The sequence below is a fragment of the Rhodovulum sulfidophilum DSM 1374 genome (assembly GCF_001633165.1).
GTDB classification, from domain to species: Bacteria; Pseudomonadota; Alphaproteobacteria; order Rhodobacterales; family Rhodobacteraceae; genus Rhodovulum; species Rhodovulum sulfidophilum.
The window spans coordinates 3,230,532-3,256,943 of record NZ_CP015418.1; the positions used below are offsets into that span (position 1 = coordinate 3,230,532).

Here is a 26,412-nt window from a genome sequence, read left to right on the forward strand (position 1 = left end):
CGAAAAGCGTCAGCCCGGACCGGCGGCAGCCTCGGGCAAGCTCAGGTCTCGCGGAAGGCGCGTTCGAAATAGACCGCCAGCGGATGCAGCAGGTAGGATAGCGGCGAGCGGTCGCGGGTGCGGATGAAGGATTCGACCGGCATGCCGGGCACCAGCTCGATATCGGGCAGATCGGCCATCTCGTCGATATCGGGCTGGATCACCACCTCGTAGAAGGTCGCCCGCGTCGCCTCGTCGGTCAGCGCATCGGCCGAGACCCGAAGCACCTGGCCCGAGACATTGGGCGTGGTCCGGCTGTCGAAGGTGGTGAATTTCAGCGAGACCGGCTGGCCCGGGAACACCTCGTCGATATCGGTGGTCTCGACCCGGGCCGAGACCAGCAGCGCCTGCCCGCCCGGCACGACATACATCATCGGTTCGGCCGCCTGCACCACCGAGCCCACGGTGAACACCTTCGAGCCGAACACCACCCCGTCGACCGGGCTGCGGATATCGAGCCGCGACAGCCGCTCGGCCAGGCTGAGCCGACGCTCCTGCAACTCGATCTCGGAATATTGCAGGTCGCGCAGCGTGGTGATCGCATCCTCGCGGCGGCTTTCGCGCAGCCGGAGCCCCCGCACGACAAGCTCCGAGACCTTGGCGCGCAGCTCGGCCTCCTGCGAGGCCAGCCGCCCGATATTGCCCTCGAGCCCCGCCTCCTCGCGCTGAAGCGCGAGCACCTGGCTCGCTGGCACGAGGCTCTGGCGATAGAGCGTCATCTTGTCGGCCAGTTCCTTCTCGATCAGCACCAGCTGCTTTTGCAGCGCGTCCTGCTGGGCGCGGGTGCCCTCGATCTGGTTGTCGATCTGCACGGTCTGCTCGTGCAATTGATCGAGTTCCTGCGCCAGCGCCGTCTTGCGCGCGGCGAACAGCCGGGTCTGGCCCTCGACATGATCGAGGACCCAGGCGGGATCGATATTGTCGAAACTGTCGAGGACGGCGAAATCGGGGCTGTCGAGCCCGTCGCGCTCGGCCACCAGCCGGGCCTTGCGGGCCTGGATCTCCAGCAGCTGGCGTTCGACGATCATCTGCTCCGAGCGCAGGAAGGTGCCGTCGAGCCGGACCAGGACCTGCCCGGCCGCGACCGCATCGCCATCCTTGGCCAGGATCTCTCCGACCACGCCGCCATCGGCATGCTGCACCACCTGACGTTCGGTTTCGACCTTGATCGTGCCCGGCGCCACGACAGCGCCCGCGATGCTGGTGGCCACGCTCCAGCCGCCGATGCCGCCCACCAGGCAGAGAATGGCGACGAGCCCCACCGCCAGCGGCAAGCGGGCGCTTTCCGGCGATCTCGCGGTCATCTCCGCGCCTCCTGCTCCGGCACCGCGGTGCTGCGGACCGCGCCCATCGCGCGCTGCACCTCGGGCGCGTTCCGGACCACGCTTCTGAGGACCTCGTCGCGCGGCCCCAGCGCCTTCTGCTGGCCGCCATCGATCACCATCAGACGGTCGCAGACCGCGATCGCGGTCGGGCGGTGGGTCATGATCAGAACCGACTTTCCGGCCCGCTTCATGTCGGTCACGACCGCGTTCAGCGCCTCGGACCCGTCGGCGTCGAGCGCGGAATTGGGCTCGTCGAGCACCAGCAGCACCGGGTCGTGATAAAGCGCCCGCGCCAGCGCCAGCCGCTGCCGCTGACCGCCCGACAACAGGCCGCTGCCCTCGATCAGCATGGTGTCATAGCCCTGCGGCAGCCTCAGGATGATGTCATGCACCCTGGCCAGCGTGGCCGCCTGCACCACCCGCGCCGGATCGGGGTTCAGTTCCATATGGGCGATGTTCTCGGCCACGGTGCCGTCGAAGAAGCGCACCTCCTGCGGCAGACAGCCCATCAACTGGCCCAGCCGCTCGGGACCGTACTGGTCGAGCGTGGCGCCGTCGAGCCGGACCTCGCCCGCGCTGGGCGCCAATAGCCCCTGGATGATCCGCGCCAGCGTGGTCTTGCCGACGCCGCTCTTGCCGATCACGCCCAGCGCCTCGCCGGGCGTGATCTCGAAGCTGATGCCCTGCAGCACCGGCGGCGCGCCGGGCGCGCTGGCCCGCAGGCCGATATTGGTCACGCTCAGATGCGCCACCGGATCGGGCAGCCGGGTCGGCCGGATCCGCTCGGGCACCGCCTGCAGGAACTCGGTCAGCGCGCGCCAGCCGCTGCGGGCGCGCTGGATCAGGGCCCACTGGCCCAGCACCTGCTCGATCGGCGCGAGCGCGCGGCCCAGCAGGATAGACGAGGCGATCATCGCCCCCGGCGTCACCGCATGCTGCAGCACCAGATAGGCCCCGAGCGCCAGAATCGCCGATTGCAGGAAGAAACGGAACGCGCGCGAGAAGCTGGCAAAGCTGCCGCTGCGGTCATTGGCCGACATGCCCTCGGCATTGGCCTCGTCCTGCATCCGCGCCCAGCGCTCGGACATCACCGAGGCCATGCCCTGCGACCAGATCAGCCCGCCGCCCTCCTCGGCCTGCCGCGCCAGCCGCGCCGCGCGCGAGGATCTGGACTGCGAGCGTTCCAGCGCGCCCCCCGTCACCCAGCGATTGACGAGCGTGGCCAGGATCAGCACCGCGCCGCCGCCGATGGCCGCAAATCCCAGCAGGGGATGAAACAGGAAGATCGCCGCCAGGAAGACCGGCGTCCAGGGCATGTCGAACAGCGCCAGCAGCACCGGCGCCGCGAAGAGGTTCCGGATCGCGTCGAGATCGCCGATGGCGGTGGCGCCCGGCCCCTCCCCGCCGCGCAAGGCCGCGCGTTCGACCATTGCCGAAAACACCCGCCGCGCCAGCGCCGCCTGCAGCCGCAAGCCGATCCGCGCCATCACCCGGCCGCGGGCATAGTCGAGCAGCCAGTAGAACAGATACAGCGCCGCGACCAGGATGAAGAGCGCGACAAGGGTCTCCTCCGAGCGCGAGCCAAGCACCCGGTCATAGACCTGCAGCATGAAGATCGGGCCGGTCAGCATCAGAAGGTTGGTGAAGACGCTGAAGACCAGCACCGCCAGAAGCAGGCCGCGGCTTTGCGCCCGGCCAAGCGTCAGCTCCTTCTTCGGACCGCGCCGGATCATCGCCGCGCCCTCCGGAAGCCGGCCGGATCGGCCGGGAAACGGGGCTGGCAGTCTCGGCAGGCAGCAAGCAGGCACGGCCTCATCTGGCGTCCTTTCGGTTCGGCCCCGGTCTCGGAAGGGCTGCGAGGCGCAGTCAAAGCGGCTTCCGGATCACTTTTCAAGCGTGCCATCGCCGGGACGGCACGACGCCCTCTCCGCCCATATACGCGTTAAGGTGCTTTGCGCCATGCGCGGTCCGGTGCAGTCTGTCGCGAGGAGGAGACCGATGATCGACAAGCTCGAGATGTTCATTGTGCTTGCGCGCGAGCGCCATTTCGGCCGCGCGGCCGAGGCCTGCGGCGTGACCCAGCCCACGCTTTCGGCCGCGATAAAGCAATTGGAGGAACAACTTGACGTGCTTCTGGTCTGGCGCGGCTCGCGCTTCGGCGGGCTGACCCCCGAGGGCGCAAGGGTGCTGGAACGCGCCCGGGTGATCGTCGCCGACGCCCGCGCGCTGCGCGAGGAGATGCGCGCGGTGAAACGCGGGTTGTCGGGCGATCTGAGGCTTGCCGCGGTGCCGACCGCGCTGGCCGCGATCACCGCGCTGACCGGCCCTCTGACGTTGCGTCACCCGAATCTGCGAATCACCATCTTCTCGCGGAATTCGACGGAAATCGTCCAGATGCTGGACGATCTCCAGGTCGATGCCGGCCTGACCTATCTTGAAAACGAGCCGCTCGGCCGGGTCGCGACGGTGCCGCTTTATGCCGAGCATTACACCCTGGTGATGCGCGCCGATCACCCTCTGGCCGGGCGCGCGGCGGTGCCCTGGGCCGAGGCCGCGGCCGAACCGCTCTGCCTTCTGTCCCCCGACATGCAGAACCGCCGGATCGTCGACCGCCATATGGCCGAAGCGGGCGCGGTGGCCACGGCCCGGCTCGAGTCGAACTCGCTTCTGGCGCTGATCGCCCATGTCCAGACCTCGGGCTGGGTCACGATCCTGCCGCTGAGAACCGCCCAGCCCTTCCTCGGCGCCGGATCGCTGGTCGCGGTGCCGCTGACCGAGCCCGAGGCCGAACATGTGGTCGGGCTGATCGCGCCCCATCGCGAACCGATGACCCCGGTGCTCGACGCCCTGATGGAGGCCGCGCGGCAGGCGAAGTTTCAATAGAATATTTCTATCGCCCGACGAATCGCGGCCATTGATCCCGCCGGGGTCGAAACGGCACACTATGGCATGCAAAGGGAGGACTGCATGACCACCGACATCATCGCGCGATGCCGCAGCATCGCCGCGGCCCATGCGCATCTCGACGGCCCGCTGCTGCCCGTGCTGCATGCGGTGCAGGATCAAATCGGCCATGTGCCCATGGCGGCCTATCCGGCCCTGGCCGAGGAACTGGGCCTCAGCACGGCCGAGATCCATGGCGTGGTCAGCTTCTACCCCGATTTCCGGACCGAGCCCGGCGGCCGCCGGGTGCTGCGGGTCTGCCGGGCCGAGGCCTGCCAGGCGATGGGCGCGGCGGCGCTGGGCGATGACCTGAAGGCACGGCTCGGTGTCGAGTGGCATGGCACGACCGAAGATGGCGCGGTGACGCTGGAACCGGCCTATTGCCTCGGGCTCTGCGCCTGCGCGCCCGCGGCGCTGGTCGATGACCGCCCCGTCGGCCGGGTCACGGCCGACGGGCTGGAACGCCTCGCGCGGGAGGGATCGGCATGAGCCTCACGCTGTATCTGCCGCTTGACGCCGCCGCCCTGGCCCTTGGTGCCGACGAGGTCGCCCGGGCCCTGCAGACCGAAGCCGAGGCACGCGGGCTCGACCTGATGCTGAAACGCACCGGCACGCGCGGCATGGTCTGGCTGGAACCGCTGCTGGAGATCGAGGAAAACGGCCTGCGCATGGGCTTCGGCCCGCTCGAGCCTGCCGATGTGCCCGCGTTGTTCGAGGGCGCCTTCGAGGATCACCCCAAGGCCCTCGGCCCGGTCGAGCAGATCCCGTTCTTCGCCCGCCAGACCCGTCTTGCCTTCGCCCGCTGCGGCATTGCCGAGCCGCTCGATCTGGACGCCTATCGCGCGCAAGGCGGGCTGAAGGGGCTGGACCGCGCGATGACGATGACGCCCGAGGAGATCGTGGCCGAGATCACCACCTCGGGCCTGCGCGGCCGGGGCGGCGCGGGCTTTCCGACCGGCATCAAGTGGAAGACGGTGCTGGAGGCCGGGGGCGCGCGCAAGGCCGTGGTCTGCAATGCCGATGAGGGCGACAGCGGCACCTTCGCCGACCGGATGCTGATCGAGGGCGATCCGTTCTGCCTGATCGAGGGCATGGCGATCTGCGCCCGCGCGGTCGGCGCCGACCGGGGCTATGTCTACATGCGCTCGGAATATCCGCAGGCGATCGCGACGCTGGACGCCTCGCTGAGGATCGCGCGCGAGGCCGGCATTCTGGGCGATCATTTCGACATCGAGGACCGTGTCGGCGCCGGGTCCTATGTCTGCGGCGAGGAAACCGCGCTTCTGAATTCGATGGAGGGCAAGCGCGGCACCGTGCGCCCGAAACCGCCTCTGCCCGCCCACAAGGGGTTCATGGGGCGGCCGACGGTGGTCAACAACCTGATCACTCTGGCCTCGGTCCCGGCGATCCTGTCGGAAGGGGCCGAGCATTACCGCTCTTTCGGGCTGGGCCGCTCTCTGGGCACCGTGCCCTTGCAGATCGCGGGCAATGTCAGGCGTGGCGGGCTGTTCGAGGCGGCCTTCGGCATGACCATCGGCGAACTCGTCGAGGGCGTCTGCGGCGGCACCGCCTCGGGCCGACCCGTCAAGGCGGTGCAGATCGGCGGCCCGCTCGGGGCCTATTTCCCCCGCTCGCTGTTCGACACGCCGCTGGGATACGAGGAATGCGACGAGGCGGGCGGGCTGATTGGCCATGCCGGGCTCGTGGTCTTCGACGACACCGCCGAGATGGGCGCGATGGCGCGCTTTGCCATGGAATTCTGCGCGGTGGAAAGCTGCGGCACCTGCACCCCCTGCCGGATCGGCGCGGTCCGGGGCATAGAGACCATCGACCGCATCCTCGCGGGCGATCCGGCCGCGCCCGAGATCCTGACCGATCTGTGCGAGACCATGCGCGCGGGCTCGCTCTGCGCGCTGGGCGGCTTCACCCCCTACCCGGTCGAAAGCGCGCTGCGGCATTTCCCCGAGGATTTCCCCCCCGCGCGGGAGGCGGCCGAATGAGCCGGGTTCATGTCGCCTCGATGGGGCAGCCATACGCCGTCTGGCCCGAAAGCGCCCCAGGGTCTGTCCCGGGCGCCCGGCCCGGGCCACGTCCGATCCCCCCCGGGGGAAGGCGCATTGCAGCATTTCAGACAGCGGAACGCATGGCAGCGGGTTGCGCCATGAAACGCACCGCCCTGTCGTCAGGGATCGCGCTCCCAGGATCGGGCGCGGCCCTTTTCGCATCGCATGACCAATCCGCCAGCCCGGAGGCCAGCAGATGAAGGACTTCATCATTCCCGATGCCGATTTCGGCACCCCCGCCCGCTGCTCGGACAAGACCGTGACGCTGACCGTCGACGGCATGGAGGTGACCGTGCCAGAGGGCACCTCGGTGATGCGCGCCGCGGCCGAGGCCGGGATCGAGATCCCCAAGCTCTGCGCCACCGACAGTCTCGAGCCCATCGGGTCCTGCCGTCTTTGCATGGTCGAGATCGAGGGCCGCCGCGGCACGCCTGCCTCCTGCACCACGCCCGCCGCCGAAGGCATGCAGGTGCAGACCCAGACGCCCAGGCTCGCGAAGCTGCGGCGCGGGGTGATGGAGCTTTACATCTCGGACCACCCGCTCGACTGCCTGACCTGCGCCGCGAATGGCGATTGCCAGTTGCAGGACATGGCGGGTGCCGTCGGGCTGCGCGAGGTGCGCTATACCCCGGGCGCCAACCATTTCGAGCCCCGGCAGAACGGCGAGGCCAACCCGCGCTACGAGGCCAGGGACAGCTCGAACCCCTATTTCACCTATGACCCGTCGAAATGCATCGCCTGCTTCCGCTGCGTGCGGGCCTGCGAAGAGGTTCAGGGCACATTCGCGCTGACCGTCGAGGGGATGGGCTTCGAGGCGCGGATCGCCTCCGGCACCACGGATTTCCTGAATTCCGACTGCGTCAGCTGCGGCGCCTGCGTGCAGGCCTGCCCGACCGCGACGCTGCAGGAAAACGCGGTGATCGAGATGGGCACGCCCGACCGGGCCATCGTCACCACCTGCGCCTATTGCGGCGTGGGCTGTTCGTTCCGGGCCGAGATGAAGGGCGATCAGTTGGTGCGCATGGTGCCCTGGAAGGACGGCAAGGCCAATCGCGGCCATAGCTGCGTCAAGGGCCGCTTCGCCTTCGGCTATGCCGCCCATCCCGACCGCATCCAGAGCCCGATGATCCGCGAGACCATCGACCAGCCCTGGCGCGAGGTCTCGTGGGAGGAAGCCCTGACCTTCACCGCGAAAAGGCTGCGCAGGATCCAGGCCGAAAGCGGCACCGGCGCCATCGGCGGCATCACCTCCTCGCGCTGCACCAATGAGGAAACCTTCCTGGTGCAGAAGCTGATCCGGCAGGTCTTCGGCAACAACAATGTCGACACCTGCGCCCGGGTCTGCCATTCGCCGACCGGATACGGGCTGAAGACCACCTTCGGCACTTCGGCCGGCACGCAGGATTTCGACAGCGTCGAGGCGGCGGATGTGGTGCTGGTGATCGGCGCCAACCCGACCGACGGCCACCCGGTCTTCGCCTCGCGCCTGAAGAAGCGGCTCCGGCAGGGCGCGAAGCTGATCGTCGCCGATCCGCGCCGGATCGACCTGGTCAGGGGGCCGCATGTGCAGGCCGCGCATCACCTGGCGCTGCGGCCCGGCACCAATGTGGCGCTTCTGACCGCCATGGCCCATGTGATCGTGACCGAAGGCCTGACCGACCGGGCCTTCATCGCCGAACGCTGCGACCGGGAGGCCTATGAGGACTGGGCGGCCTTCGTCGCCGAAGAGCATCTCGGCCCCGAGGCGACCGAGGCGCTGACCGGCGTTCCGGCGGCCGAGGTCCGGCGGGCCGCAAGGCTTTACGCCACCGGCGGCAATGCCGCGATCTATTACGGGCTCGGCGTCACCGAACACAGCCAGGGCTCGACCACGGTCATGGCGATCGCGAACCTTGCCATGGCGACCGGCAATATCGGGCGTGCGGGCGTCGGCGTGAACCCGCTGCGCGGCCAGAACAACGTGCAGGGAAGCTGCGACATGGGCAGCTTCCCGCATGAGCTGCCGGGCTACCGCCATGTCCATGACGCCGGGACCCGTGCCATCTTCGAGCGGCTCTGGAAGGTGACGATCTCGGACGAGCCGGGGCTTCGGATCCCCAACATGCTGGACGCGGCCGTCGATGGCAGCTTCCGCGGGCTTTACGTCCAGGGCGAGGACATCCTGCAATCGGACCCCGATACAAAGCACGTCGCGGCGGGGCTGGCGGCGATGGATTGCGTCATCGTCCACGATCTTTTCCTGAACGAGACCGCGAATTACGCCCATGTCTTCCTGCCGGGCTCGAGTTTCCTGGAAAAGGACGGCACCTTCACCAATGCCGAGCGCCGGCTGAACCGTGTCCGCCGGGTGATGGCGCCCATGACCGGGCTGGCCGACTGGGAGGTCACCATGGCGCTGGCCAATGCCATGGGCGCGGGCTGGGACTATGACCACCCTTCCGAGATCATGGACGAGATCGCCGCCACCACCCCCAGCTTCGCGGGCGTCAGCTACGATCTGCTCGAGCGCGAGGGCTCGGTGCAATGGCCCTGCAACGAGGCCGCCCCCAGGGGCACGCCGGTCATGCACGAGGCAGGCTTCGTGCGCGGCAAGGGGCTGTTCGTCATCACCGACTATGTGCCGACCGACGAGCGCACCGGCCCGCGTTTCCCGCTCCTGCTGACGACGGGGCGGATCCTCAGCCAGTACAATGTGGGCGCCCAGACCCGGCGCACCGCCAATACCGCCTGGCATGGCGAGGACCGGCTGGAGATCCACCCCCATGACGCGGAAACCCGGGGCATCGCCGAGGGCGACTGGGTGCGCCTCGCCTCGCGCTCGGGCGAGACCTCGCTGCGGGCCACGCTGACCGACCGGGTCAGCCCCGGCGTCGTCTACACCACCTTCCACCATCCCGAGACCCAGGCCAATGTGGTGACCTCGGACTATTCCGACTGGGCGACGAACTGCCCCGAATACAAGGTGACGGCGGTTCAGGTGGCGCTGTCGAACGGGCCCTCGGACTGGCAGGAGGATTACGCCGCCCATGCCCGCGCCGCCCGCCGCATCCTGCCCGCGGCGGAATGAGCCCGGATGCGGCCCTGGGCGACATCGCAGGTGCAAAGCGTCGGCCCCGACGGGGCCGCGCCCGACATCCGGCGGCTGGCCGAAGAGGTCCCGGTCGCGCTTTGCTATGACGGCACCACCCATGCGGTGATGCTGGCCAGCCCCGCCGATCTCGACGATTTCGCGCTGGGCTTCTCGCTGAGCGAAGGCATCGTCGAGCGCCCCGACCAGATCGCGCGGATCGAGCGCGCCGATCATGACGAGGGGATCGAGCTGCGGATCTGGCTGGCGCCCGGGCTGGGCGCGCGGCTGGCCGGGCGTCGGCGCAGCATGGAGGGGCCGGTCGGCTGCGGGCTTTGCGGCGTCGAAAGCCTCGCGGCCGCGACCCGGCCGCTGCCGGTGCTGCCACCGGGCGGGCCCTGCCTGACGCCGCCCGAGATCGCCGAGGCGATGACCGCGCTCGGTCTGGGCCAGGAGTTGCACGGCGCCACCCGCGCGGCCCATGCGGCGGGGTTCTGGACCCGCTCGGAAGGGCTGGTCGCGCTTTGCGAGGATGTCGGGCGGCACAATGCGCTCGACAAGCTGGTGGGACGGCTGGCCCGGCTGGGGCGCGACGCCTCGGGGGGCGCGATCCTGCTGACCTCGCGGGTCTCGATCGAGCTGGTGCAGAAGGCGGTTCTTGCCCGCGCGCCGGCTCTGATCGCGGTCTCGGCCCCCACCCTGCGCGCCGTCGCTGCGGCCGAGGCCGCAGGTCTGACCCTCGTCGCCCGGGCCCGCGGCCAGAGCCTTGACATTCACAGCCATGCCCGGCGGATCGCCGCGGCGGAGATCCCCCATGACCCCTGAAAAGCTTGCCTATATGGCCAACCAGATCGCCATCGCCTTCGCCCGCCTGCCAGGGGACGAGGCCGAAGCCGCCATCGCCGAGCATATCGACCAGTTCTGGGACCCGCGGATGCGGGCGCGGCTGCTGGTCCTGGCCGAGACCCCGGACGCGGATCTTTCCGACCGGGTGCGGGGCGCGGCCGCGCTGATCCGGCGCCCCGCGACCGCCTGAGGGCCGATCCCGGAAAGACCGGTCTTCGGGCTTTCCTGCCAGTCACCCGAAAGCGGGCGCACGGCCCTGAGCCCGCCCCGCAACCGGGTCGCCCGGGCGGGTATTTCCTGCGTCATCGGGCGGGGACGCGACGGTCTCAGGTCGCAGCGCCCCAAAGAAACGCGGCCCGGGCCTTGGGCCGCGTGCCGCCTACCCCTTCCACTCGAAGCGGAGCGGCAGGGTAAAGCTGTAGCGGGACGCGCCAAGCCCCTCCGGCGCGGGCGGAAACCGCCCGGCCCGGCGCACCGCCGCCAGCGCGGCATCGTCGAGCCTCGGATCGCCCGCGCTCCGGACCAGCCGGACCGATAAAAGCCGCCCGTCGCGCGCCAGCACCAGTTCGACCAGCGCCCGGCCGCTGGCCCGCGTGCCCCTCGGATAGCGGTGCCGGCGATCGACACGCGCCAGGATCCGCGCGCCCCATTCGGCCCGCAGCGCCGAGGCGCGGGCGGGCGAGAGCGTCGGCGCCCCGCCCGTCGCCCCCGCGCCCGCCTCGGCGGCCGCCGAGCCGCCCCGCGCCACCTGCGCCGCGCGGGCCTCGGATGGGGGGGCTGACCGGGCGGCTTTGGCCGGGCGATCCGGGCGGGGTTCGGGCCGAAGCGCCAGAGCCGGGTCGGGCGCGGCCCTGATCCTTTCGGGCCGCTCCGGCGGATCGGGAAGGTCCGCCTCGGGCAGAATCGCGGCGAGCTTGGGCAGGGCCGGAACCGGCGCCAAGGCGCGCTCGGGCATGGCGGCCGGGTCGCTTTCAGGCGGGACCTCCGGAGCGGGCAGATCCACCGGCGCGGCCTGCATCGCCGGGGCCTCGGTCCAGTCCTCGGCAAGCCCGGCATAGGAGGCAGGCGCCGCCGCCAGCGTCACCAGTGCATCGCCCCCCGGCCCGCCCGCAGCCCCGGCGACGCCGCCAAGCGGCAGGCGCGCCAGCGCGAAGGCCCCGACATGAAGCGCCAGCGCCAGCGGCACGAAGGCCAGAAGCTCGCCCGCGCCCCTCATCGTGGCACCGTCACCAGCCGCAACGGACCGCGTCCCTCGGCGGTCAGCCGCGCGGCAAGACGCGCCAATGCTGCCGCCTCGACCCCGGCATCGGCCCGGATCACCAGCGGTCCGGCCGCCTCGGGACGGGCGGCGAGCGCCGCGAAGACCGCCTCGCCGCGCGCCGCGCCGAAGGCCAGATCGCCCGCGGCCGACAGGTGCAGCATCTCGCCCGCGGCGGGCTCGGCCCCGTCCGCGCGGGGCGGCTCTGCCTCGAAGGGCGCGGGCGGCACCAGGCGCGCGCTCATCAGAAAGAAGATCAGCAGCAGGAAGACGACATTGATCATCGGCACGATGCTTTCGCCGCGTGTGCCTTGCCGGTCGTCTTCGCCGAATGTGAACATCGCCTCACTCCACCAGCATGAGCCCCGTGACCCCGGCCTGGCCGAGCGCCTCCATCGCATCGACCAGCGCCTGCAGATCGGCGCCGTCCCGGGCGCGGAGCAGAACCGGATCGCCGGGCGCGGGCGTGATCCGCGCCAGTTCGGCCGCGATCTGGTCGGGCGCCATCGCCTGCCCGTTCAGCGAAAGCCCCGAGGGCCCCACCTCGACCAGACGCGGCGGGCCCTGCCAGTCGCCCGCGCCCCCAGCCTGTGCCGCGACGATCTCGATCCCGGCCTCGGGGCCGAAACGCGCGGCGATCATGAAGAAGACCAGCAACAGGAAGACCACGTCGATCATCGGCGTGAGGCTCGGGCGGCGCGGCCGCCGGGGCGTGTCGAAGCTGAACATCACCCGGCCTCGGTCGCCAGGAACAGCCGGGTCGCGAGATCCTCCATGTCGGCCCGGGCGCTGTCGGCAACGGATTCGAACCAGCTCAGCGCGACCGCCGCCGGGATCGCCACCGCCATGCCCGCCGCCGTGGTCAGAAGCGCCTCCCAGATACCGCCCGCCAGATCGGCGGGATCGGCCGCAGCGCCCGCCGATTGCAGCGCCTGGAAGGCGTCGATCATGCCCAGAACGGTGCCCAGAAGCCCCAGAAGCGGCGCGATCACCGCGATCAGCTCCAGCGCCCGAAGCCCCGAGCGAAGCTCGACCAGCAGCCGCCGGGCGACACGGGTGGTCTCTTCGCGGGCCTTGGCCTCGGGCAGGCCCAGCGACAACGCCCCGATGGCCGCGCGAACCAGCCGCGCCCGCAGCCCGACCCGGCCCGAGACCGCCTCAGCCGCCGCCGCGCGCGCGCCCTCCTGCCAGAGCGCGACCGACCGCTCGGCCCGGGCGCCGGCAAAGGCGCCCATCAGCGCGAGGCGCCAGAGCTTCCAGAGGATGAGGCTGAGCGTCACCACCGACAGGGCCGCGATGGCCCACATCGCCGCGCCGCCGGTCTGAAGGAAGGAAAGGATCGGATCGATCATGCGGCAGGCTCCTCGGTCGGGCAGGAATTCGGGGTCATCGCACCACCTCGAGCGGCTGGAAGACCGGGCCGTCGGGGGTGTCGGCCAGATAGGCCCGCAGCCCGAAGACCTCGGCCAGATTGGCCTCGCTCAGCACCGCGCGGGGCGGGCCGTCGGCCACCAGACGCCCGCGATGCATCAGCAGGAGCCGGGTGCAGAACCGGACCGCCAGCCCCAGATCATGGAGCGAGATCATCACGAGGCGGCCCTCGGCGGCGAGCCCCGCAAACAGCTCCATGGTGGTGAACTGATGCGCCGGGTCGAGCCCGGCGATGGGTTCGTCGGCCATCAGGACCGGCGCCTCCTGCGCCAGCGCCCGGGCGATCAGCACCCGTGCCTGTTCGCCGCCCGAGAGTTCAGTCGCGCGGCGTCCGGCGAAACCGGCCAGCCCGAGCCGGTCCAACGCCCCGGCAATGGCGGCGCGGTCGCGCGGCCCGGGACCCTGGCCCGGCCCCAGATGCGGCGTGCGGCCGAGCCCGACCAGGGTCTCGACGCTGACCGGCCAGGCGATCTCGCGCATCTGCGGCAGCCAGGCGGCGATGCGGGCGCGCTCGGAGGGGGCAAGCCGCGCGAGGCTCGAGCTGCCCCTGTGCGGCACCAGCCCGAGTGCCGCGCGCATCAGGGTGGTCTTGCCCGCGCCATTGGGGCCGACGAGCCCCACGCAGTCGCCGGGGGAAAGCGTCGCGGTGACATCCTCGACCACCGGGCGGGTCCCGCGCCGGACGGTCAGATGGGAAAGCTCGAGCCCGGTCATGCGCCCGCCTCCGCCCGGGTCCGGTAGATCAGCCGGATGAAGAGCGGCGCCCCGATCAGCGCGGTGACGACGCCCAGCTTGAGGTCGCGGTCGGGCAGCACCAGCCGCACGCCGATATCGGCGGCCAGCAGAAGTGCCGCGCCCCCCAGCGCCGAGGCCGGCAACAGCCGCGCAGGCCGGGCGCCGACCAGCGGGCGCAGGAGATGCGGCACGATCAGCCCGACAAAGCCGATGGCGCCCGCCACCGCCACCCCCGCCCCGACCGAGGCGGCGACGCCAATGACAAGCGCAAGCCGCAGCCGCCCCAGCCGGATGCCCAGCGCCGCGGCCGCATCCTCGCCCAGCGTCAGCGCGTCGAGCCCGCGGCCGAGCCCGGCCAGCAGCATCCAGCCCAGCACCGTCAGCGGCAGGGCCAGCCAGACATGGGTGAAGGACCGGTCGGCCAGCGAGCCCATCAGCCAGAACACGATATCGGCCGTGGCATAGGGGTTGGGCGAAAGGTTCAGGACCAGCTGGGTCAGCGCGCCCGCCAGCGCCGAGAGCGCGATGCCCGCAAGGATCAGCGTGAAGGCGCCGCCGCGCGGCCCGGCCAAGAGCAGCAGAAGCGAGACCGCGATCAGCGCGCCCGTCAGTGCCGATGCAGGCAGCGCCAGAACATGCGCCGAGGCCAGCCCGGTCTGAAGCGCCAGCACCGCGCCCAGCGCCGCGCTCGAGGACACCCCGATCAGGCCCGGCTCGGCCAGCGGGTTGCGCATGTAGCCCTGCAACGCGGCGCCCGACAGCCCGAGGCTCGCCCCCACCAGCACGGCAAGGATCGCCCGCGGCAACCGGATCTCGCGCATGACCAGCACCGCCGCCTCGCCGCGCCCGGCCAGGAGCGCCGAGAAGCTCTCGCGGACCGAAAGCCCGGCAGGCCCGATCAGCAAGGACAACAGGAACAGCGCCGCCACCAGCAGCGCCAACGCCCAGAAGAGCCCCTGCCCCCTCATGCGCGCGTCCCGGCCGCGCGGCCCGGTCCTGTCTTCGGCCCCTGTTTCGTTCGGATCGTCCATCGCCCTGCCTTCCCTGCCCTTGCGGGCGGTCCGGGGCGCATCGGCGGTCGGGCCAGCCCCCCGGACGGTGATCTGTCTCACCGCTGCGGGCTGGCCGCTCCGGGGCGCGCCCCGCGCCCGGAAAGGGTGATCGTCGCTCCGGCAGGTCTCCTGGCTTGCGGGTCGTCGCTTGGCTGGCCTTCCCGGGCCCTTGGCCCAGTGGCATCTGTCAGCCGCGCTCTCCGCCTACAGTTGCGGGGGCAGCCGCGGAATTGCCGCGCCCCGAGGGGCAAGGCGCACCGCGTTCCCTTTTCTCCGGCCTTGCGGGCCGGAACCGAAGTGGCCCCTGCCTAGCCGATCGGGGCGCATTGTCAAAGCCCTTTGCGGGCGGCTCAGCCTTCCCCGGCCAGCCCCTTCAGGATCGGGCAATCGGGGCGCTGATCGCCCGCGCAGGCCGAAACCAGCTCGGCCAGGGTGGCGCGCATCGCCTGCAATTCGGCGATCTTGGCGTCGATCTGCGCCAGATGGACGCGGGCGATCTGTTTCACATTGGCGCTGGCGCGGTCCTTGTCGGTGTAAAGCGCCAGAAGCGCCCGGCATTCCTCGATCGAAAAGCCCAGCGACCGGGCCCGGCCCAGAAAGGTCAGGTTGTGCCGGTCGGTCTCCGAGAAATGCCGGTAGCCATTGGCGCCCCGGGCGGGGCGGATCAGACCGATTTCCTCGTAATAGCGGATGGTCTTGGCCGGCAGCCCGGTGGCTTTCGAGATGTCGCCGATATTCATGAGCGGGCCTCCAGCGGGCCGAGCCCGCGCAGCCGAAGGGCATTCGACAGCACGAAGAGGCTTGAACAGGCCATCGCCCCCGCCGCCAGCATCGGCGACAGCAAGAGGCCGTTCAGCGGGTAGAGCACGCCTGCCGCGACCGGAATGAGCGCGACGTTATAGGCGAAGGCCCAGAACAGGTTCTGACGGATATTGGCCAGGGTCCGGCGGCTGACATGGAGCGCATTGACGACGCCTTGCGGATCGCCCGACATCAGCACCACGTCGCCCGCCTCGATGGCGACATCGGTGCCGGTGCCGATGGCGAGCCCCACATCGGCCGCGGCCAGCGCCGGCGCGTCGTTCAGCCCGTCGCCGACGAAGGCGACAGGGCCGTCGGCGCGAAGCCCCTCCAGCGCCTCGACCTTGCCGCCGGGCAGGACGCCCGCCACGACATGGTCGATGCCAAGCTCGGCCGCGACGGCGCGCGCGGTCGGCTCGGTATCGCCGGTGATCAGCGCGGTCGCCACACCCATCCGGTGCAGCCCGGCGATGGCGTCCCGGGCCCCGGGCTTGATCGGGTCGGCCAGGGCCAGCACCCCGGCCATCGCTCCGTCGATGGCCACGAAGACCGGGGTCGCGCCGGTCGCGGCCAGCGTCGCGGCTTGGGCCTCGAGCGGGCCCGGCGCGATGCCCTCGCGCACCATCAGCCGTTCGGCGCCCACCAGGACGTCACGGCCGCCGACCCGCCCCCTGACGCCATAACCGGGCAAGGCCTCGACCCCCTCGGCCTCGGGATGATCGGGCGCGGCGGCCAGGATCGCCTGCGCGAGCGGATGTTCCGAGCGGGCCTCGAGCGCGGCGGCGGCGGCCAGGACATCGCCTTTCTCAAAGCCGTCGGCAAGCCGGATCCCGGTCAGTTCCGGATGGCCCTCGGTCAGGGTGCCGGTCTTGTCGAAGGCAACCGTCGCCACAGCCGACAGGCCTTGCAGCGCGTCGCCCTTGCGGAACAGCACCCCCATCTCGGCGGCGCGGCCCGTGCCCACCATCACCGAGGTCGGCGTGGCCAGCCCCATGGCGCAGGGACAGGCGACGATCAGCACCGAGACGCCCGCGACCAGCGCGAGGCCCAGCGCCGGATCGGGGCCGAAGACCAGCCAGATCGCAACCGTCAGCGCGGCGGCGGCCAGCACGGCGGGCACGAAAATGCCGGTGATCCGGTCGGCCAGCGCCTGCACCGGCAGCTTGGCGCCCTGCGCCGTCTCGACCATCGCCACGATCTGCGCCAGCGCGGTATCGCGGCCGACCCGGGTGGCGCGGAAGCGCAGCGAGGACGCCCCGTTGACGGTGCCGCCCGTGACCGCGTCGCCGGGCGCCTTGTCGACCGGCATCGGCTCGCCGGTCAGCATCGATTCGTCGACCGGCCCCTGCCCCTCGACGATCTCGCCATCGGTGGGGATGCGCTCGCCGGGCCGGATCTCGATCAGATCGCCGGGCGCGAGTTGCTCAACGGGCCGATCTTCGAGGCCGGTTTCCGTCACCACCCGGGCGCTGCGCGGTTGCAGGCCCAGAAGATGCCGGATCGCCTCGCCGGTGCGGCCGCGGGCGCGGGCCTCGAGGCTGCGGCCGACCAGGATCAGGGTGACGATGACCGCGGCGGCCTCGAAATAGACATGCGCCGTCCCCTCGGGCAGCAGGCCGGGGGCGAAGGTCGCAAGGGTCGAATAGCCCCAGGCAGCAGCGGTGCCGAGCGCGACCAGCGCGTTCATGTCCGGCGCGCCCTTCAGCAGCAGCGGCACCCCCTTGACGAAGAAGGCGCGGCCGGGACCGGCGAGGATCGCGGTGGTCAGCAGGAAGGAGACGATGCGCAGACCGGTCTCCGAGACGATCCCGGCAAGCGCCTCGCGGGCACCGGGCGCCACATGCCCGCCCATTTCCAGAAGCACGACCGGCAGCGCCAGAAGCCCCGCGGTCCAGGCGCGACGGGCAAGTGCGCGGGCCTCGGCGGCCTGGGCCGCGCCGGGCTCGGGCCGGGCCTCGGCGCGCAGCGGGGTCGCGGGATAGCCCGCCTCGGTGACCGCGCGGGCAAGTGCGGCGGCATCGTCCAGCCCTTCGGCCAGGGTGACGCGGGCCTGGCCGCTTGCAAGGTTCATCGACGCCGAAAGCACGCCGGGCTGGGCCATCAGCGTCCGCTCGATCCGACCGGTGCAGGAGGCGCAACTGGCGCCCTCGACCGCAAGCGCGATCTCGGTCTGCCCGACGCCGAAGCCCACGCCCTCGACGGCCCCGATCAGCGGCGCGACCGGGCCCGAATGCTCGATCTCGGCGGACCCGGTGGCAAGATTGACCCGGGCGGCACCGACATCGGGCAGCTCGGTCAGGGCGCGCTCGACCCGCCGCACGCAGCCCGCGCAATGCAGCCCCTCGAGCTTCAGTCTGGTTGTGGTCATAGCGGTCATGGCAGCCTCCTTCACGGCGAACGCCCTCCCGAGATAGGGCCTCCAGTCGCTGGAAGGTCAACCCCTTGCCGAAATCGGCGGCCGCGGAAGGCGCAGGCCCGCAGCCCGCGCGAATTTTCGACGAAAATTCGGGGTCGGGACCGGGCTATCGGGGCAGGAAGGCCCCCTGCCGTCCCACGATATAGCCGTGGATCCGCCGCCCGGCCGCGCTGAGCGCGGTGTCGCTGCGATGGACCAGGAACCATTGACGCACCAGGGGCAGCGATGGCGCATCAAGCTCGACCAGACGCCCCGCAGCCAGTTCCCCGGCCACGGTATGGCGCGAGATCAGCGCAACCCCGAGCCCCGCCATCACCGCCTGCTTGATGGTTTCGTTGCTTTCCAGTTCGACCACCCGCTGCGGCCGCCCCTTGCCCAGCCGCTCGATGAACCGCTCCATCAGGACCCGGGTGCCCGACTCGGCCTCGCGCGCAAGAAAGGTCTCGGCCAGCACCCGCTCGGCCGCGATCCGCCCCTGTCCGGCGAGCGGATGATCGGGCGGCGCGATCAGCACATGCGGATGCGGGCCGAGCACCGTCGCATGCACCGCGGGCAGCCGGGGCGGTCGCCCCATGATCGCGATATCGACGCTCGCCGCCTGCAAGGCCGACACCACCATCTCGCGCGAGCCCACGCGCAGGATCACGTCGATCTCGGCAAAGGCGCGATGCAGCTCGGCCACCAGACGCGGCGCGAAATACTTGGCGGTGGCGACCACGCCCAGCGTGACCATCCCCTCCATCCCGTCATTGAGCGCGCGGACATGATCGACGCAGGCCTCGAGCGCGGTCTCAATGGCGCGTGCGCCCACCAGCGCCGCCTCGCCCTGCAGCGTGAGTCGCGCCACGCCCTGCGGCCCGCGATCGACCAGACGCGCACCGAAATTCTCTTCGAGCTGGCGCAGCTGGGTATGAACGGCCGGGGTCGTGAGGTGAATGGATTCGGCCGCAGCGGTCAGCGTGCCGTGCTCGGCCACGGCGCACAACGCCCTGAGTTGCTTGAAGGTTATGGCCTCGGGTCGGAGCGTCGACATTATGTTTTCAAAAAAATCTAATACAGCTTCCGGGTTTTTAAATTCTCTACCATCCCGTCATCCTCTAGCAACCAATAACGACAAGTTGCCGCCAGATTCGGGAGAATTTTATGCAAACGGAAAATCCGATCAGGGATTTGCAGCATATCCCCGCCGCGCTTCAGCCGATCATGAATGCGCTTTGCGAGGTCGGCATCGATCTTTCGCGGGTGATCCAGCGCGGCCCGCTGGGCGGGGCGCTGGGGGCGGCCGTGGGCGAGAATACCGGCGGCGACACCCAGAAGGCGCTTGACCTGATGGCAGACGATGCCTTCTGCGAACGCCTCAAGGCCGCCAATGTCCGCCACTACGCCTCGGAGGAACAGGACACGGTCGCGGTTCTCGACCCCGAGGGCGCCTATGCGCTGGCGATCGACCCGCTGGACGGCTCGTCGAATATCGACGTCAATGTCTCGATCGGCACGATCTTCTCGATCTTCGAGGCCGCAGAGGATCCCGATGCCAGCTTCCTGCGCCCGACCGACCAGCAGGTCGCGGGGGGCTACATCATCTACGGGCCGCAGACGATGCTGGTCTGCACCTTCGGCAACGGCACCCAGGAATATCTTCTGGACCCCGACAGCAAGCAGTTCGTGCTGGTGGCCGAGGCGATCAAGATCCCCGATACCTCGCGGGAATTCGCCATCAACGCCTCGAATTACCGGCACTGGTCGCGCCCGATCCGGGCCTATATCGACGACTGCCTGGCCGGCGAGGAAGGCCCGCGCGCCTCGAATTTCAACATGCGCTGGGTCGCCTCGCTGGTGGCCGAGACGCACCGGATCCTGACCCGGGGCGGCGTCTTTCTCTATCCCGGCGACGCGCGCAAGGGCTATGCCCGCGGACGGCTTCGGATGGTCTATGAATGCGCGCCCATCGCCTTCGTGATCCAGCAGGCCGGAGGCCTTGCCACCGACGCCCAGGACCCGATCCTCGGCAAGACCGCCGAGAAGCTGCACGCCCGCACGCCTTTCGTCTTCGGCTCGACCGACAAGGTCAGCCGCATCGCCGCCTATCACGATCTGCCGGATGAAGAGGTCAACGCCCTGTTCGGCAACCGCGGCCTGTTCCGCGTCTGAGTTCCTGGAGGACTGTCATGAGCAAGAAGCACCCGATCATCTCCGTCACCGGCTCCTCCGGGGCGGGTACCTCGACGGTCAAGCACACCTTCGACCAGATCTTCCGGCGCGAGGGCGTGAACGCGGTCTCGATCGAGGGCGACGCCTTCCACCGCTTCAACCGCAAGGACATGAAGGCCGAGCTCGACCGTCACTATGCCGAGGGCGATGCGGGGTTCAGCCATTTCAGCTACGAGGCCAACGAGCTGAAGATCCTCGAAGAGGTGTTCCGGCAATATGGCGAGACCGGCACCGGGCGCACCCGCCACTACGTGCATGATGCCGAGGAATCCGCGAAGCGCGGCGTGGCGCCGGGCGAGTTCACCGACTGGGCGCCCTTCGCCGAGGACTCGGACCTCTTGTTCTACGAGGGGCTTCACGGCTCGGTCGTCAATGACGAGGTCGACATCGCCAGCCATGCCGATCTCAAGATCGGCGTGGTGCCGGTGATCAACCTCGAATGGATCCAGAAAATCCATCGCGACAAGGAAAAGCGCGGCTACACGACCGAGGCGATCCGCGACGTGATCCTGCGCCGGATGTATGCCTATGTGCATTGCATCTGCCCGCAATTCACCGAAACCGACATCAACTTCCAGCGTGTGCCGGTGGTCGATACCTCGAACCCCTTCGTCGCCCGCTGGATCCCGACCGCGGATGAAAGCCTGGTGGTCATCCGCTTCAAGAACCCCCGCGGGATCGACTTTTCCTACCTGGTCTCGATGATCCACGGATCCTGGATGAGCCGCGCCAATTCGATCGTGATCCCGGGCGGCAAGCTCGATCTCGCGATGCAGCTGATCCTGACGCCGATGATCAACCGTCTCGTCTCCGAATCCAAACGCGCCTGAGGAGCCCAAAATGAACGCGCCCACCAAGATCGACACCAGCGCCGAAGCGCTGATGGCCACCGCGATCCGTGTCCTGACCATGGATGCGGTGCAGGCCGCCAATTCGGGCCATCCCGGCATGCCGATGGGCATGGCCGATGTGGCCGCGGTGCTGTTCAACCGGTTCATGCAGATCGACCCGTCCTGCCCGAAATGGGCCGACCGCGACCGCTTCGTGCTGTCGGCCGGGCATGGCTCGATGCTGGTCTATTCGATCAACCACATGCTGGGCTATGCCGACATGGACATGGACCAGATCCGCAGCTTCCGGCAATGGGGCGCGCGCACGGCGGGGCATCCGGAATACGGCCATGCCGAGGGCATCGAGACCACCACCGGCCCGCTGGGACAGGGCATCACCACCGCGGTCGGCATGGCGCTGGCCGAACGCATGCACAATGCCCGCTTCGGCGACGACCTGGTCGATCACTACACCTATGTCATCGCGGGCGACGGCTGCCTGATGGAGGGCATCAGCCACGAGGCCATCGACATGGCCGGGCACTGGCAGCTGGGCCGGATGATCGTGCTGTGGGACGACAACAAGATCACCATCGACGGCTCGACCGAACTGTCGACCTCGGTCGACCAGAAGGCCCGCTTCGCCGCCGCCGGATGGCATGTGGCCGAGGTCGACGGCCATGACCGCGAGGCCGTCGCCGCCGCCATCGAGGACGCGCGCAAGGACCCCCGCCCCTCGCTGATCGACTGCAAGACCGTGATCGGCCAGGGCGCGCCCAACAAGGCCGGCAGCCACAAGGTCCATGGCGCGCCGCTCGGCGCCGACGAGATCGCCGCGACCCGGGCGGCCCTTGGCTGGACCCATGAGGCCTTCACCCTGCCGAAAGAGGTCTATACCGCCTGGCATGCGGTCGCCGCACGCGGCCGCGAGGCCCGCGAGGGCTGGGAGGCGCGTCTGCTCTGTGCCGAGCATGGCGGCGCCTTCGAGAAATCGCTGGCCGGGCCCGACAAGGCCGCCATGGCCGAGGCGATCACCGCCTACAAGCAGCAGCTTTCGGCCGACGCGCCCAAGGTCGCGACCCGGAAGGCCTCGGAGATGGCGCTGGCCGTGGTCAATGCCACCCTGCCCAACGCCATCGGCGGCTCGGCCGACCTGACCGGCTCGAACCTGACCCTGACCAAGGGCATGTCGCCGGTGTCGAAAGACAATTACGGCGGCAATTACATCCATTACGGGATCCGCGAATTCGGCATGTCGGCGGCGATGAACGGCATCGCGCTGCATGGCGGCTTCTTCCCCTATGGCGGCACCTTCCTCGTCTTCGCCGACTATGCCCGGCCCGCGATCCGGCTCTCGGCGCTGATGGGGCTGCCGGTCGCCTATGTGATGACGCATGATTCGATCGGTCTGGGCGAGGACGGCCCGACCCACCAGCCGGTCGAGCATCTGGCCTCGCTGCGGGCCATGCCCAACCTCAACGTCTTCCGCCCGGCCGATGTGGTCGAGACCGCCGAGGCCTGGGAAATCGCCGCGACCTCGGACAAGACCCCGAGCCTTCTGGCGCTGTCGCGGCAGGGCCTGCCCTGCCTGCGGACCGAGCACCGGACCGAGAACCTGACCGCGAAGGGCGCCTATGTGCTGCGCGAGCCCGAGGGCGGCCGCGACGTCACCCTGATCGCCACCGGCTCGGAAGTCGAGATCGCGATGACCGCGGCCGACGAACTGGCGCGCCAGGATGTCAGGGCCGCCGTTGTCTCTGCCCCCTGTTTCGAGCTATTCGCAGCGCAGGACGATGCCTACCGGGCGTCGGTCCTTGGCGACGCGCCCCGGGTCGGGGTCGAGGCCGCCGTGGAACAGGGCTGGGCGCCGCTTCTGGGCGCCGGATCCGCCTTCGTTGGCATGACCGGCTTCGGCGCCTCGGCGCCGGCCGACGACCTTTACAAACACTTCGGCATCACTGCCGAAGCCGTGGCCGCCGCCGCGAAGAAACTGATCAAGTAAGACGAGAAGGGTGGAAGATGACAGTCAAGGTAGCAATCAACGGCTTTGGCCGGATCGGGCGCAACGTGTTGCGGGCCATCGTTGAATCGGGCCGCACCGATATCGAGGTGGTCGCGATCAACGATCTGGGTCCGGTCGAGACCAATGCCCATCTGATGCGCTACGACAGCGTTCACGGCCGCTTCCCGGGCACCGTGACCGTCGACGGCGATACCATCGACGTGGGCCGCGGCCCGATCAAGGTGACCGCGATCCGCGACCCGAAGGAGCTGCCCTGGGGCGATGTCGACGTGGCGCTGGAATGCACCGGCATCTTCACCGCCCGCGACAAGGCCGCGATCCATCTGGAGAACGGCTCCAAGCGGGTGCTGATCTCGGCGCCGGGGGCCGGGGCCGACAAGACCATCGTCTATGGCGTCAACCATGACGTGCTGACCAAGGACGATCTGGTGGTCTCGAATGCCTCCTGCACCACCAACTGCCTGTCGCCGGTGGCCAAGGCCCTGAACGACGCCATCGGCATCACCCGCGGCTTCATGACCACGATCCACAGCTATACCGGCGACCAGCCGACGCTGGACACCATGCACAAGGACCTCTATCGCGCCCGCGCGGCGGCGATGTCGATGATCCCGACCTCGACCGGGGCCGCCAAGGCCGTGGGCCTCGTGCTGCCGGAACTGAACGGCAAGCTCGACGGCGTCGCGATCCGCGTGCCGACCCCGAATGTCTCGGTCGTGGACCTGGTGTTCGAGGCCGGGCGCGACACCACCGTCGAGGAGGTCAACGCGGCCATCCGGGCGGCGGCCGACGGCCCGATGAAGGGCGTGCTTGGCTATACCGACGAGAAACTGGTTTCGTCGGACTTCAACCACGACCAGCATTCCTCGGTCTTCCACATGGACCAGACCAAGGTGATGGACGGCAACATGGTCCGGATCCTGAGCTGGTATGACAACGAGTGGGGCTTCTCCAACCGCATGGCGGATACCGCCGTTGCGATGGGGGCGCTGATCTGATGGCGGGCCTGCCCCTGACATCGCTGGATGTTGCGGGCAGGCGCCTGGCAGTCCGGGCGGATCTGAACGTTCCGCTCGGGCCCGCCGGGGTCACCGACGCCACCCGCATCACCCGCTTTGCAAGCGGCATGAAGCCGCTTCTGGCCCGGGGCGCGCGGCTGGTGGTGCTGAGCCATCTGGGCCGTCCTGGCGGCGAAATGACCCCGGCGCTGACGCTGGAACGGGTTCAGGGTGCGCTGGCCGACGCGCTGGAGGCACCGGTGCGGTTCGTCGATACCTGCGCCGGGCCGATGGCCGAACGCCTCGGCCAGGATCTGGCCCCGGGCGAAGTGCTGCTGTGCGAGAACCTGCGCTTCGAGCGCGGCGAAGAGCGCAACGACCCGCGGCTCGGGGCCGAACTGGCCCGGCTTGGCGACATCTATGTCAATGACGCCTTTTCCTGCTGTCACCGGCTGCATGCCTCGACCACGGCGGCGGTCGACGCGGCCGGGCAGGTCGCGGCGGGGCCGCTCCTGCTGGAGGAGCTGGCCCAGCTCGGACGCGCGCTCGACGCGCCGCCCTCGCCCTCGGTGGCGCTGATGGGCGGGCAGTCGATGGCCGAACGGCTGGGGCTGATGAAGCGCCTGGTGCGCCGGGTCGGCACCATCCTGCTGGGCGGCGGACTGGCCAACAGCTTTCTCTTCGCCCGCGGCTACAGCATCGGGCGGTCCTTCTGCGAGCCGGAACTGGCCGACGACCTTCTAGAGATCGCCGCGCTGGCCGAGGTCGCGGGCTGCCGGATCGTGATGCCGAGGGATTTCGTCGTCGACGGGCTTCAGCATGCGGGCGGCCATGCCTATCCGGTGCCGCTGGGCGGCATCCGCCCGAACCGTCGGGTCTACGATCTGGGTCCCGATACGGTCGAGCTTTATCGCGGCATCCTGCGCAGCGCCCGGACCATCGTCTGGAACGGCCCGCTGGGCACCTGCGAGACCCCGCCCTTCGACGCCGCGACCCGGGCGCTGGCCGAGACCGTGGCCGAACAGACCCGCGCCGGGCTGTGCGTCTCGGTGGCGGGCGGCGGCGATACGCTGGTCGCGCTGAACCGCTCGGGCCATGCCCATGATTTCACCTATGTCTCCACCGCCGGTGGAGCATTTCTCGAATGGCTGGAAGGACGCCCGCTCCCCGGCCTCGAAGCTTTGGAACGCGCAAAACGCGCAGACTGACGGAGATTTAACGATGGCCCTTATCACCCTTCGCCAACTTCTGGACCATGCGGCCGAGCACGGCTACGGCGTGCCCGCCTTCAACATCAACAACATGGAACAGGGGCTGTCGATCATGGAGGCCGCCAAGGCCTGTGACGCGCCGGTCATCATCCAGGCCAGCCGCGGCGCGCGGCAATATGCCAATGACATCATGCTGGCCAAGATGATCGAGGCGCTGGCCGAGATCTATCCCGGGATCCCGCTTTGCATGCATCAGGACCACGGGAACAACGAGGCCACCTGTCTGGGGGCGATCAAGCACGGCTTCACCTCGGTGATGATGGACGGCTCGCTGGAAGGCGACGGCAAGACCCCGGCCTCCTATGAATACAACGTCGACATCACCAAGCGCGTCGCCGACATGGCGCATTGGGTCGGCGCCTCGGTCGAGGGCGAGCTGGGCGTTCTTGGCAGCCTCGAGACCGGCAAGGGCGAGGCCGAGGACGGCCATGGCGCCGAGGGCGAGCTGTCGCGCGACCAGCTTCTGACCGATCCCGACCAGGCCGCCGATTTCGTCTCGAAGACCAAGGTCGACGCGCTGGCCATCGCCTGCGGCACCTCGCATGGCGCCTACAAGTTCACCCAGAAGCCGACCGGCGAGACCCTGGCGATGAGCGTGATCGAGAAGATCCACGCCAAGCTGCCCGACACGCACCTCGTCATGCACGGCTCCTCCTCGGTGCCGCAATACCTGCAGGATCTCATCAACGAGAATGGCGGCGCGATGCCCCAGACCTACGGCGTGCCGGTCGAGGAGATCGAGCGCGGCATCAAGATGGGCGTGCGCAAGGTCAATATCGACACCGACAACCGGATGGCGATGACCGGCACCTTCCGCCGCATCGCCAAGGAAAACCCGGCCGAATTCGACCCGCGGAAATTCCTCAAACCCGCGATGGCCGAGATGACCAAGCTCTGCAAGGACCGCTTCGAGCGCTTCGGCACCGCCGGCAATGCCTCGCGGATCAAGTCGATCCCGATGGATGACATGGCGAAACGCTATGCCGAGGGCAGCCTCGATCCCAAGACGAAATGACCCGCTGGCGCCCGGCCCCCGCAAGGGCCGGGCCCGCTCCGGAAACGCGCGCAACGTAGAACGAAGACCACCGGAACCCGGGGACCAG

General features: G+C 69.6%; 22 protein-coding genes, 1 pseudogene and 1 riboswitch. Of the genes and pseudogenes, 12 read left to right on the plus strand and 11 right to left on the minus strand.

Going from position 1 to position 26,412, the window contains the following annotated elements:
* Nucleotides 1-41: 41 nt before the first annotated feature.
* Together A6W98_RS15150 and A6W98_RS15155 are read right to left on the minus strand one after the other, a co-directional pair.
* Nucleotides 42-1,343: an HlyD family type I secretion periplasmic adaptor subunit gene (locus A6W98_RS15150; protein WP_042462786.1), complete on the minus strand. Its 1,302-nt coding sequence runs from the start codon at nt 1,341-1,343 to the stop codon at nt 42-44.
* Nucleotides 1,340-3,097 (minus strand): type I secretion system permease/ATPase, encoded by a 1,758-nt coding sequence (locus tag A6W98_RS15155; RefSeq protein WP_042462788.1) that lies wholly within the window; start codon nt 3,095-3,097, stop codon nt 1,340-1,342. The genes A6W98_RS15150 and A6W98_RS15155 overlap by 4 nt, the downstream gene beginning before the upstream one ends.
* A 265-nt stretch (nt 3,098-3,362) precedes the next feature.
* On the opposite strand from A6W98_RS15155, the gene A6W98_RS15160 reads away from it, so the two are divergent.
* The 6 genes from A6W98_RS15160 (at nt 3,363) to A6W98_RS15185 (ending at nt 10,473) form a co-directional block, all read left to right on the plus strand.
* Complete coding sequence (locus A6W98_RS15160) at nt 3,363-4,247, plus strand: LysR family transcriptional regulator (protein WP_042462792.1); 885 nt, start codon at nt 3,363-3,365, stop codon at nt 4,245-4,247.
* An 84-nt stretch (nt 4,248-4,331) separates the two neighbouring features.
* Nucleotides 4,332-4,796 (plus strand): formate dehydrogenase subunit gamma, encoded by a 465-nt coding sequence (locus tag A6W98_RS15165; protein ID WP_042462795.1) that lies wholly within the window; start codon nt 4,332-4,334, stop codon nt 4,794-4,796.
* The gene (locus tag A6W98_RS15170; RefSeq protein WP_042462798.1) at nt 4,793-6,307 is read left to right on the plus strand and encodes an NADH-ubiquinone oxidoreductase-F iron-sulfur binding region domain-containing protein; all 1,515 of its coding nucleotides are present in this window, start codon (nt 4,793-4,795) and stop codon (nt 6,305-6,307) included. The genes A6W98_RS15165 and A6W98_RS15170 overlap by 4 nt, the downstream gene beginning before the upstream one ends.
* A gap of 259 nt (nt 6,308-6,566) precedes the next feature.
* Nucleotides 6,567-9,437: a formate dehydrogenase subunit alpha gene (fdhF, locus tag A6W98_RS15175; protein WP_042462800.1), complete on the plus strand. Its 2,871-nt coding sequence runs from the start codon at nt 6,567-6,569 to the stop codon at nt 9,435-9,437.
* Between the two features lie 6 nt (nt 9,438-9,443).
* A complete protein-coding gene (gene fdhD, locus A6W98_RS15180) occupies nt 9,444-10,262 on the plus strand; it encodes a formate dehydrogenase accessory sulfurtransferase FdhD (protein ID WP_042462802.1) in 819 nt (272 codons plus the stop codon).
* Nucleotides 10,252-10,473: a formate dehydrogenase subunit delta gene (locus A6W98_RS15185; protein WP_042462804.1), complete on the plus strand. Its 222-nt coding sequence runs from the start codon at nt 10,252-10,254 to the stop codon at nt 10,471-10,473. The genes fdhD and A6W98_RS15185 overlap by 11 nt, the downstream gene beginning before the upstream one ends.
* Nucleotides 10,474-10,662: 189 nt before the next feature.
* On the opposite strand, the gene A6W98_RS15190 is transcribed toward A6W98_RS15185, so the two are convergent.
* The 9 genes and pseudogenes from A6W98_RS15190 to A6W98_RS15230 all read right to left on the minus strand — a co-directional run bounded on the left by A6W98_RS15190 (nt 10,663) and on the right by A6W98_RS15230 (nt 19,009).
* Nucleotides 10,663-11,499, minus strand: coding sequence for a TonB family protein (locus A6W98_RS15190; RefSeq protein WP_052678088.1), 837 nt, complete (start codon nt 11,497-11,499; stop codon nt 10,663-10,665).
* Complete coding sequence (locus A6W98_RS15195; protein ID WP_042462807.1) at nt 11,496-11,882, minus strand: ExbD/TolR family protein; 387 nt, start codon at nt 11,880-11,882, stop codon at nt 11,496-11,498. The genes A6W98_RS15190 and A6W98_RS15195 overlap by 4 nt, the downstream gene beginning before the upstream one ends.
* Before the next feature lie 4 nt (nt 11,883-11,886).
* A complete protein-coding gene (locus A6W98_RS15200; RefSeq protein WP_042462809.1) occupies nt 11,887-12,270 on the minus strand; it encodes an ExbD/TolR family protein in 384 nt (127 codons plus the stop codon).
* A pseudogene (locus A6W98_RS15205) lies at nt 12,270-12,875 on the minus strand (MotA/TolQ/ExbB proton channel family protein); the annotation flags it as partial. The gene A6W98_RS15200 and the pseudogene A6W98_RS15205, both read right to left, overlap by 1 nt.
* 52 nt (nt 12,876-12,927) lie before the next feature.
* Nucleotides 12,928-13,686 carry an ABC transporter ATP-binding protein gene (locus tag A6W98_RS15210; RefSeq protein ID WP_042462814.1) on the minus strand — a complete coding sequence of 253 codons (759 nt, stop codon included), beginning with the start codon at nt 13,684-13,686 and terminating at the stop codon, nt 12,928-12,930.
* Nucleotides 13,683-14,675, minus strand: a complete 993-nt coding sequence (locus A6W98_RS15215; RefSeq protein WP_042465238.1) for a FecCD family ABC transporter permease — start codon at nt 14,673-14,675, stop codon at nt 13,683-13,685. Before A6W98_RS15215 ends, A6W98_RS15210 begins: the two co-directional genes overlap by 4 nt.
* A 186-nt stretch (nt 14,676-14,861) precedes the next feature.
* Nucleotides 14,862-15,071, minus strand: a riboswitch (cobalamin riboswitch).
* Nucleotides 15,072-15,109: 38 nt separating this feature from the next.
* Nucleotides 15,110-15,499: a Cu(I)-responsive transcriptional regulator gene (cueR, locus tag A6W98_RS15220; RefSeq protein ID WP_042462816.1), complete on the minus strand. Its 390-nt coding sequence runs from the start codon at nt 15,497-15,499 to the stop codon at nt 15,110-15,112.
* Nucleotides 15,496-17,937: a heavy metal translocating P-type ATPase gene (locus A6W98_RS15225; RefSeq protein WP_042462819.1), complete on the minus strand. Its 2,442-nt coding sequence runs from the start codon at nt 17,935-17,937 to the stop codon at nt 15,496-15,498. The genes cueR and A6W98_RS15225 overlap by 4 nt, the downstream gene beginning before the upstream one ends.
* A gap of 145 nt (nt 17,938-18,082) precedes the next feature.
* Complete coding sequence (locus A6W98_RS15230) at nt 18,083-19,009, minus strand: LysR family transcriptional regulator (protein WP_042462821.1); 927 nt, start codon at nt 19,007-19,009, stop codon at nt 18,083-18,085.
* Nucleotides 19,010-19,119: 110 nt separating this feature from the next.
* Between A6W98_RS15230 and A6W98_RS15235 the strand changes: the two genes are divergently transcribed.
* The 6 genes from A6W98_RS15235 to fba are packed head-to-tail and all read left to right on the plus strand — an operon-like array spanning nt 19,120 to nt 26,324.
* The gene (locus A6W98_RS15235) at nt 19,120-20,127 is read left to right on the plus strand and encodes a class 1 fructose-bisphosphatase (RefSeq protein ID WP_042462824.1); all 1,008 of its coding nucleotides are present in this window, start codon (nt 19,120-19,122) and stop codon (nt 20,125-20,127) included.
* Nucleotides 20,128-20,144: 17 nt separating this feature from the next.
* A complete protein-coding gene (locus A6W98_RS15240; RefSeq protein WP_042462827.1) occupies nt 20,145-21,017 on the plus strand; it encodes a phosphoribulokinase in 873 nt (290 codons plus the stop codon).
* A gap of 10 nt (nt 21,018-21,027) precedes the next feature.
* The gene (gene tkt / locus A6W98_RS15245; protein ID WP_042462831.1) at nt 21,028-23,019 is read left to right on the plus strand and encodes a transketolase; all 1,992 of its coding nucleotides are present in this window, start codon (nt 21,028-21,030) and stop codon (nt 23,017-23,019) included.
* Between the two features lie 17 nt (nt 23,020-23,036).
* The gene (gene gap / locus A6W98_RS15250; protein ID WP_042462834.1) at nt 23,037-24,038 is read left to right on the plus strand and encodes a type I glyceraldehyde-3-phosphate dehydrogenase; all 1,002 of its coding nucleotides are present in this window, start codon (nt 23,037-23,039) and stop codon (nt 24,036-24,038) included.
* Nucleotides 24,038-25,246: a phosphoglycerate kinase gene (locus A6W98_RS15255; protein ID WP_042462837.1), complete on the plus strand. Its 1,209-nt coding sequence runs from the start codon at nt 24,038-24,040 to the stop codon at nt 25,244-25,246. The genes gap and A6W98_RS15255 overlap by 1 nt, the downstream gene beginning before the upstream one ends.
* Nucleotides 25,247-25,259: 13 nt before the next feature.
* On the plus strand, nt 25,260-26,324 hold the full coding sequence (fba, locus tag A6W98_RS15260; protein ID WP_042462839.1) for a class II fructose-bisphosphate aldolase: 1,065 nt from the start codon (nt 25,260-25,262) through the stop codon (nt 26,322-26,324).
* Nucleotides 26,325-26,412: the final 88 nt, after the last annotated feature.